The sequence below is a fragment of the Streptomyces sp. NPDC002888 genome, assembly GCF_042888465.1.
GTDB lineage: Bacteria > Actinomycetota > Actinomycetes > Streptomycetales > Streptomycetaceae > Streptomyces.
The window spans coordinates 465,722-472,888 of sequence record NZ_JBIAPU010000003.1 but is presented as its reverse complement, the minus strand read 5'-3'; the positions used below and the strand labels follow the sequence as shown (position 1 = coordinate 472,888).

Sequence of the window (7,167 nt, the reverse complement as noted above, 5' to 3'; positions counted from 1 at the left end):
GCCCCTGGTCCTGACGGCTCCCGACTGCGGCAAGGCCAAGCTGGCGGAGTACGGGGTCACGGCTGCACCTGACCCGCTGGCCTGACGGTGGCCCGAGGGCCGGGCCGCCGGTCGGAGGCCGGCGCAGCCGCTCGAAGCTTGTGAGGCGCCCCGGCGCTGAACCCGCGAGAGGGGCGTCGAGAATTGGTCGACTGGACGGTCATCACCACCGACGGCACCTGGTCCTCCCACTGGGAGCACTCGGTGGCCCTGACGGAACAGGGGCCCCTGGTCCTGACGGCTCCCGACTGCGGCAAGGCCAAGCTGGCGGAGTACGGGGTCACGGCTGCACCTGACCCGCTGGCCTGACGGTGGCCCGAGCGGCGTCGAGGGGCAGCTCCGCTTGCATGATGTCGGGCGGGGCTGGGCAGGCTTTCTCGATTCGTGTTTCCGGGTGCGCTGGCGTAGACTGACTCGTCGGCTCTCGTGCACCCGCATGCCTGCATGCGCTCGTACAGGGTCGATCAAGGTAGTCGATTCGAAGGGCGAAGCGTGGCCAAGAAGCAAGGTGCCATCGAGATCGAGGGCACTGTCGTCGAGTCTCTTCCGAACGCTATGTTCAAGGTCGAGCTCCAGAACGGCCACCAGGTCCTGGCACACATCAGCGGCAAGATGCGCATGCACTACATCCGCATCCTCCCTGACGACCGGGTCGTGGTGGAGTTGTCTCCGTACGACCTGACGCGTGGCCGGATCGTCTACCGGTACAAGTAGATCTTGCCCCACGCTCCGCGTTCCTCGCGGGGCTGCCGGCAACTGACCCGGAGAACCTCACATCCCATGAAGGTCAAGCCGAGCGTCAAGAAGATCTGCGACAAGTGCAGGGTGATCCGCCGTCACGGCCGGGTCATGATCATCTGCGACAACCCGCGCCACAAGCAGCGCCAGGGCTGATCGCGAGCAGATCGCACCCTCTGCTTTTCGTAGAGACTTCGCGCGACGCGAGCTGAATATGTTCATACGCAGGACCCAGGCGAGCGATCGCCTGATACCCCCGGTTCGGAGGCCGGGGACCTGGTTCGTACCTGATACGGCGGCCGGGAGTCGGTTCTGCGGAAGACCTCCGAGGATCAACTGGAGCCATTGAATGGCACGCGTTTCCGGTGTCGACATCCCGCGCGAAAAGCGCGTGGAGGTCGCCCTCACCTACGTGTTCGGCATCGGCCGGACCCTTTCGCAGCAGACGCTGGCCGAGACCGGCATCGACCCCAACACCCGCGTTCGCGACCTCTCCGAGGAGCAGCTCGTCGCGATCCGCGAGTACGTCGACAGCAACATCAAGACCGAGGGTGACCTCCGTCGCGAGATCCAGGCCGACATCCGCCGCAAGGTCGAGATCGGCTGCTACCAGGGTCTGCGTCACCGCCGCGGCCTGCCCGTCCGCGGTCAGCGCACCAGCACCAACGCCCGCACCCGCAAGGGCCCGCGTCGCGCCATCGCCGGCAAGAAGAAGCCCGGCAAGAAGTAGTCCGCAGCGGACACCTGTCCACGGTCTTCGCTGTAGGACCGACCACCTCCCGTAGGAGTTATAGATGCCCCCCAAGGGTCGTCAGGGCGCTGCCAAGAAGGTGCGCCGCAAGGAAAAGAAGAACGTCGCTCACGGCCACGCGCACATCAAGAGCACGTTCAACAACACGATCGTCTCCATCACGGACCCGTCGGGCAACGTGATCTCCTGGGCCTCCGCCGGCCACGTCGGCTTCAAGGGCTCCCGGAAGTCCACGCCGTTCGCCGCGCAGATGGCCGCCGAGTCGGCTGCCCGCCGCGCCCAGGAGCACGGCATGCGCAAGGTCGACGTGTTCGTGAAGGGCCCGGGTTCCGGTCGTGAGACCGCGATCCGCTCCCTGCAGGCCACGGGCCTCGAGGTCGGCTCCATCCAGGACGTCACCCCGACCCCGCACAACGGCTGCCGTCCGCCGAAGCGTCGCCGCGTCTGACGCACGGTTGGCTTGAGGATTCGGGCGGTACGGCACCGTAAAGGGGCCGTATCGCCCGTACCCTTGCAGTACCCGCGTTTCTCACGGGCGCGGTTTCCGTAGGACGTCAAATAGCGGGCGTCCACGAAAGAAGGATCTGATCCACACATGCTGATCGCTCAGCGTCCCTCGTTGACCGAAGAGGTCGTCGACGAGTTCCGCTCCCGGTTCGTGATCGAGCCGCTGGAGCCGGGCTTCGGCTACACCCTCGGAAACTCCCTCCGCCGCACCCTCCTGTCGTCGATCCCCGGTGCCGCTGTCACCAGCATCCGCATCGACGGCGTCCTGCACGAGTTCACCACCGTGCCGGGCGTCAAGGACGACGTCACCGACCTGATCCTCAACATCAAGCAGCTGGTCGTCTCCTCGGAGCACGACGAGCCGGTCGTGATGTACCTGCGCAAGCAGGGCCCGGGTCTGGTCACCGCCGCCGACATCGCGCCCCCGGCCGGTGTCGAGGTGCACAACCCCGACCTCGTCCTCGCCACGCTCAACGGCAAGGGCAAGCTGGAGATGGAGCTGACGGTCGAGCGTGGCCGTGGTTACGTCTCCGCCGTGCAGAACAAGCAGGTGGGTCAGGAGATCGGCCGCATCCCGGTCGACTCGATCTACTCGCCGGTTCTCAAGGTCACCTACAAGGTCGAGGCGACCCGTGTCGAGCAGCGCACCGACTTCGACAAGCTGATCGTCGACGTCGAGACCAAGCAGGCGATGCGTCCGCGTGACGCCATGGCCTCCGCCGGTAAGACGCTGGTCGAGCTGTTCGGTCTGGCCCGTGAGCTCAACATCGACGCCGAGGGCATCGACATGGGTCCGTCCCCGACGGACGCCGCCCTCGCCGCTGATCTGGCGCTGCCGATCGAGGAGCTGGAGCTCACCGTTCGGTCGTACAACTGCCTCAAGCGTGAGGGCATCCACTCCGTGGGTGAGCTCGTGGCTCGTTCCGAGGCGGACCTGCTCGACATCCGTAACTTCGGTGCGAAGTCGATCGACGAGGTCAAGGCGAAGCTGGCCGGCATGGGCCTGGCGCTCAAGGACAGCCCGCCCGGATTCGACCCGACGGCCGCTGCGGACGCGTTCGGTGCGGACGACGACGCGGATGCGGGCTTTGTGGAGACCGAGCAGTACTGATCGATCTCAGCTGCGGACCGGCTGTGGCTGGTCGCGCCCACGCGGCGGTAGCCGTATAGCGACACCTCCCCGCGCCCCTTTGGGGTGCGGGGTCTCCGACAGACAACCGTCTGCTCGGATACTGACCCCGGTACCTGACACGGCCGGGGCAGACACCTAGGAGAAACACCATGCCGAAGCCCACCAAGGGTGCCCGTATGGGCGGCAGCGCCGCGCACGAGAAGCTCCTCCTCGCGAACCTCGCGAAGGCGCTGTTCGAGCACGGCCGTATCACCACCACCGAGGCGAAGGCGCGCAAGCTGCGTCCGTACGCCGAGCGTCTGGTCACCAAGGCGAAGAAGGGCGACCTTCACAACCGCCGTCAGGTGCTCCAGGTCATCTCGGACAAGAGCATCGTCCACACGCTCTTCACCGAGATCGGCCCGCGCTACGAGAACCGTCCGGGTGGCTACACCCGCATCACCAAGATCGGTAACCGTCGTGGCGACAACGCGCCCATGGCTGTCATCGAGCTGGTCGAGGCGCTGACGGTGGCGCAGCAGGCGACCGGTGAGGCCGAGGCCGCGACGAAGCGTGCGGTCAAGGAGACCGATGAGGCCAAGGCCGCCGAGGCGACCGAGGTCGAGGACGCCGCTGAGGCTCCCGCCGAGGAGTCCAAGGACGCGTAAGCGTCTGCGGGGTTCTGTTCGGCTGGCGGCTGCGGCTTCGTCGTGGTTGTTCGCGCCCACGCGGCGCAGCCGCATGTCGATGGAGTCCCGCGCCCCTTTAGGGCGTTTGCGGGCCCGTTCCTTTCGAGGAGCGGGCCCGCTCTGTGTTCCTGAGAGGATCTCCACGTGAGTGATGAAGTAGCACCCGGTTACGTCCGCGTCCGCCTCGACCTGTCGTACGACGGGGCCGAGTTCTCCGGGTGGGCCAAGCAGGCCGGGGGACGGCGGACCGTGCAGGGGGAGATCGAGGACGCCCTCCGTACTGTCACGCGGTCCAGGGAGACGTACGAGCTGACCGTGGCCGGGCGGACGGACGCCGGGGTGCACGCCCGCGGACAGGTCGCCCATGTCGATCTGCCGGAGGCCGTCTGGCGTGAGCACCACCAGAAGCTGCTCAAGCGGCTGGCCGGGCGACTGTCCAGGGACGTACGGGTGTGGGCCCTGCGGGAGGCGCCCAGCGGCTTCAACGCGCGCTTCTCGGCGATCTGGCGGCGGTACGCGTACCGGGTCACCGACAACCCGGGTGGTGTGGACCCGCTGCTGCGCGGCCATGTGCTGTGGCACGACTGGCCCCTCGACGTCGACGCGATGAACGAGGCCGCCGAGCGGCTGCTCGGGGAGCACGACTTCGCCGCGTACTGCAAGCGGCGGGAGGGCGCGACCACGATTCGTACGTTGCAGGAGCTGAGCCTGGTCAAGGGCTCCGACGGGATCATCACCGCCACCGTCCGGGCCGACGCCTTCTGCCACAACATGGTGCGCTCGCTCATCGGGGCGCTGCTGTTCGTGGGGGACGGGCACCGGGGGCCGGACTGGCCGGGCAAGGTGCTCGCCGCGGGCGTACGGGACTCGGCGGTGCACGTCGTACGGCCGCACGGGCTGACGCTGGAGGAGGTCGGCTACCCGGCGGACGAGTTGCTGGCCGCGCGCAACAAGGAGGCGCGCAACAAGCGGACGCTGCCCGGGGCCGGGTGCTGCTGACCCGGCCCCCGACGCCGGATCAGGAGTTCGCCGCCGCGGACGCCTGGGCCTCGCCGCGCCTGCGGATCTGGCGGAACGTGAACTCGGCGAGGTCGTCGCCGCCCGAGAAGACCGCCGTGTCCTTCGTCGTCACGTCCTTGCCGTTGGCGAAGCCGGCGATGGTGAAGTAGGCGTAGCGGCCGTAGGAGTTGGTGGTGGAGCGGCAGACGGCGCCGTCGCAGAAGGCGCTCACGCCCTTGCCGGCGAGCGACTTCACGATGCTCTTGCTGTCGGCCTGCCCCTTGGCCTTGGTGGCCTGGGCCTCGGTGTCGAACACGGCCACGCCGACCGTCACCGCGACGCCGTCCTTGGTGTAGGTGACGCGCATCAGACGGGTGCAGCCGTTGTCCTTGAGGACCTTGGGCAGCGTGCCCTGGACGGCCGAGGCACAGTCGGTGGTGTCGGCCTTCGGGCCCTTCTTGTACACGGTCGAGCCCATGGTGAGCTGCGTGCCCGGGAAGAGGATGTCCGGGCTGTTCGAGGCCGTGTCCTTGTCCTTGCTGGAGACGAACTCCTTCGGGTCCAGCGGGGGCGGGGCGCTGGTCGGCGCGAACGACGGTGCCGTGGCGGACTCGCTCGGAAGGTCCGCGGTCGCGGGCAGCGAGGACGTCGGCTTGTTCGCCTCGTCACCGCCGCTCGCCGACACCACGGCCATGGCCACGGCTGTGCCCACGGCGAGCGTGGCCACCACACCGCCGCCGATGAGGAACAGCCGACGGCGCCTGGCCCGTGTCTCGGACGCCTCGGCGAGCGCGGCCCAGTCCGGAGAGTCGCCGCTACCGCCGTTCCACGGCTGCTGCGAATTCGGTTTCCAGGGATCCCACTGCGACTGAGGTCCCCCCTGCCCATAGCTCATGGGGCGCATCTTAGACGGGACATGGGGTGTGCTGTTCCGCCCCGACGAGCTCCGCAGCACCTAGCGTTCGGTCAATGAGGAAGGGCAAAAGCGACATCTCCGGGTGGTTGGTGCGACGTGCGCGCCGGCAGTTGTGGGTGGTGCTCGTGGCGGTGCTGGGGGCGGTGACGGCACATGTGACGCGCTCGACCCCGGACGGCGGGATGGACAACGCGATCGTCGTCCAGGCGGCGCGGACGTGGCTGGCGGGGGGCTCGCCGTACGACGACCCGCACTTCCTTTATCTGCCGAGCGCGTTGCTCGCCGCCGTCCCGCAGGCCCTGCTGCCGCAGGACGCGCTGCGGTTCCTGGTGCCGCCGGCGGTGACGGGCTGCCTGGCCGCGGGCTGGGCCTGCGCGCTGCGACTGCACGGCGTCCCTTTGCGCAGCCGCCTCGCCGCCCTGGGGCTGACCGGGCTCGCGGCCGGCTTCTCGCCCTTCGCGCACCTGGTCCTGCTGGCCAACTGGACCGTGACCGCGGCGCTCGCGCTGCCCCTGGGCCTGCTTCTGGCGGGCCGGGGCCGGTGGCTGGCGGCGGGGGCGGTGATCGGTGCGGCGGTGGCCCTGAAGCCGCTGCTCGCACCGGTAGCGCTGCTGTTCGTCTTCGCCCGCCGCCGACGGGCGCTCGGCGTGCTGGTCCTGGTACCGACGGGCGCGTCCGCCGTGTCGGCCCTGCTGCTGCCCGACCCGGCGGGCTTCCTCACCCGCACCCTGCCGTTCCTGCTGCGCGGCGACGACACCTTCGTACGGCTCTACGAGGCGTCCCCGGCGGCGGTGCTGCCCCGGCTCGGGGTGCCGGAGCCCCTGGCGGAGGCCCTCGCCGTGCTCGCCTGCGCCGCCGGGGTGATCTGCGCGTACCGGCGCTGGCGCCGCGCGGACCCCGGCCCGCTGCGCCTCGCCGAGACCGCCGCGACCCTGATGCTCTCGGCCTTCCTGGTGTCCAGGCCGTCGTACGACCACTACGTCCTGGTCGTCCTGCCACTGCTGCTCGCCGGACTGCCGTACGTCGGCTCGGTCGCCCGCGGTCCCTGGTTCTGGCTCGCCCTGGTGCCACAGATCCCCGGCCTGACCTGGCCTTTTCTGGAACCTGGGCGGCGGCGGGCCTTCAAGGACGCGGTGACTCTGTGTACTCTTGCGGTGACGATGATGTGTCATTGCGTCCGGGCCCGGCCCTTCCAGGGTGCCGCGGCGTTCGTCGCGCCGCGCCGCGAGGGGGAGGCGGCCGGTAAGGTGAGAACCAGCAGTGATCCCGCGTTTTGACCCCTCAGGGGCGACACGGGTATCCTGCATGTTCGTTGTGTATTGGCTTGCTCATTCTCACGGGACGGGCCCTTACACCGGTCCACCGGGCCGATGACCAGCGACCAGCACGCGGTATGCGTCACCGCAGTGCGGTCTGG

9 protein-coding genes and 1 pseudogene are annotated in these 7,167 nt (G+C 68.9%); 9 read left to right on the top strand and 1 reads right to left on the bottom strand.

Features of this window, described 5'->3' with window-relative positions:
• Positions 1-189: 189 nt before the first annotated feature.
• From ACFYWX_RS07570 to truA, 8 genes and pseudogenes are all read left to right on the top strand, one after another.
• A pseudogene (locus ACFYWX_RS07570) lies at positions 190-348 on the top strand (type I methionyl aminopeptidase); the annotation flags it as partial.
• Between the two features lie 183 nt (positions 349-531).
• Positions 532-753, top strand: a complete 222-nt coding sequence (gene infA, locus ACFYWX_RS07565; RefSeq protein ID WP_003948620.1) for a translation initiation factor IF-1 — start codon at positions 532-534, stop codon at positions 751-753.
• Positions 754-819: 66 nt separating this feature from the next.
• The gene (rpmJ, locus tag ACFYWX_RS07560; protein WP_003948619.1) at positions 820-933 is read left to right on the top strand and encodes a 50S ribosomal protein L36; all 114 of its coding nucleotides are present in this window, start codon (positions 820-822) and stop codon (positions 931-933) included.
• Between the two features lie 193 nt (positions 934-1,126).
• Positions 1,127-1,507 carry a 30S ribosomal protein S13 gene (rpsM, locus tag ACFYWX_RS07555; RefSeq protein WP_093477045.1) on the top strand — a complete coding sequence of 127 codons (381 nt, stop codon included), beginning with the start codon at positions 1,127-1,129 and terminating at the stop codon, positions 1,505-1,507.
• A 64-nt stretch (positions 1,508-1,571) separates the two neighbouring features.
• Complete coding sequence (gene rpsK, locus ACFYWX_RS07550; protein WP_003956432.1) at positions 1,572-1,976, top strand: 30S ribosomal protein S11; 405 nt, start codon at positions 1,572-1,574, stop codon at positions 1,974-1,976.
• Between the two features lie 147 nt (positions 1,977-2,123).
• Positions 2,124-3,146 (top strand): DNA-directed RNA polymerase subunit alpha, encoded by a 1,023-nt coding sequence (locus ACFYWX_RS07545; protein ID WP_067018978.1) that lies wholly within the window; start codon positions 2,124-2,126, stop codon positions 3,144-3,146.
• A gap of 170 nt (positions 3,147-3,316) precedes the next feature.
• Positions 3,317-3,814: a 50S ribosomal protein L17 gene (rplQ, locus tag ACFYWX_RS07540; RefSeq protein WP_389423033.1), complete on the top strand. Its 498-nt coding sequence runs from the start codon at positions 3,317-3,319 to the stop codon at positions 3,812-3,814.
• 165 nt (positions 3,815-3,979) lie between these two features.
• Entirely contained in the window at positions 3,980-4,834 is an 855-nt protein-coding gene (gene truA / locus ACFYWX_RS07535) for a tRNA pseudouridine(38-40) synthase TruA (RefSeq protein ID WP_389423032.1), read from the top strand.
• A 19-nt stretch (positions 4,835-4,853) separates the two neighbouring features.
• Here the strand turns inward: truA and ACFYWX_RS07530 are convergent, their stop codons facing one another.
• Entirely contained in the window at positions 4,854-5,729 is an 876-nt protein-coding gene (locus ACFYWX_RS07530; RefSeq protein WP_389423031.1) for a hypothetical protein, read from the bottom strand.
• A gap of 74 nt (positions 5,730-5,803) precedes the next feature.
• Between ACFYWX_RS07530 and ACFYWX_RS07525 the strand changes: the two genes are divergently transcribed.
• On the top strand, positions 5,804-7,027 hold the full coding sequence (locus ACFYWX_RS07525) for a glycosyltransferase family 87 protein (RefSeq protein ID WP_389423030.1): 1,224 nt from the start codon (positions 5,804-5,806) through the stop codon (positions 7,025-7,027).
• The last annotated feature ends 140 nt before the right edge of the window (positions 7,028-7,167 follow it).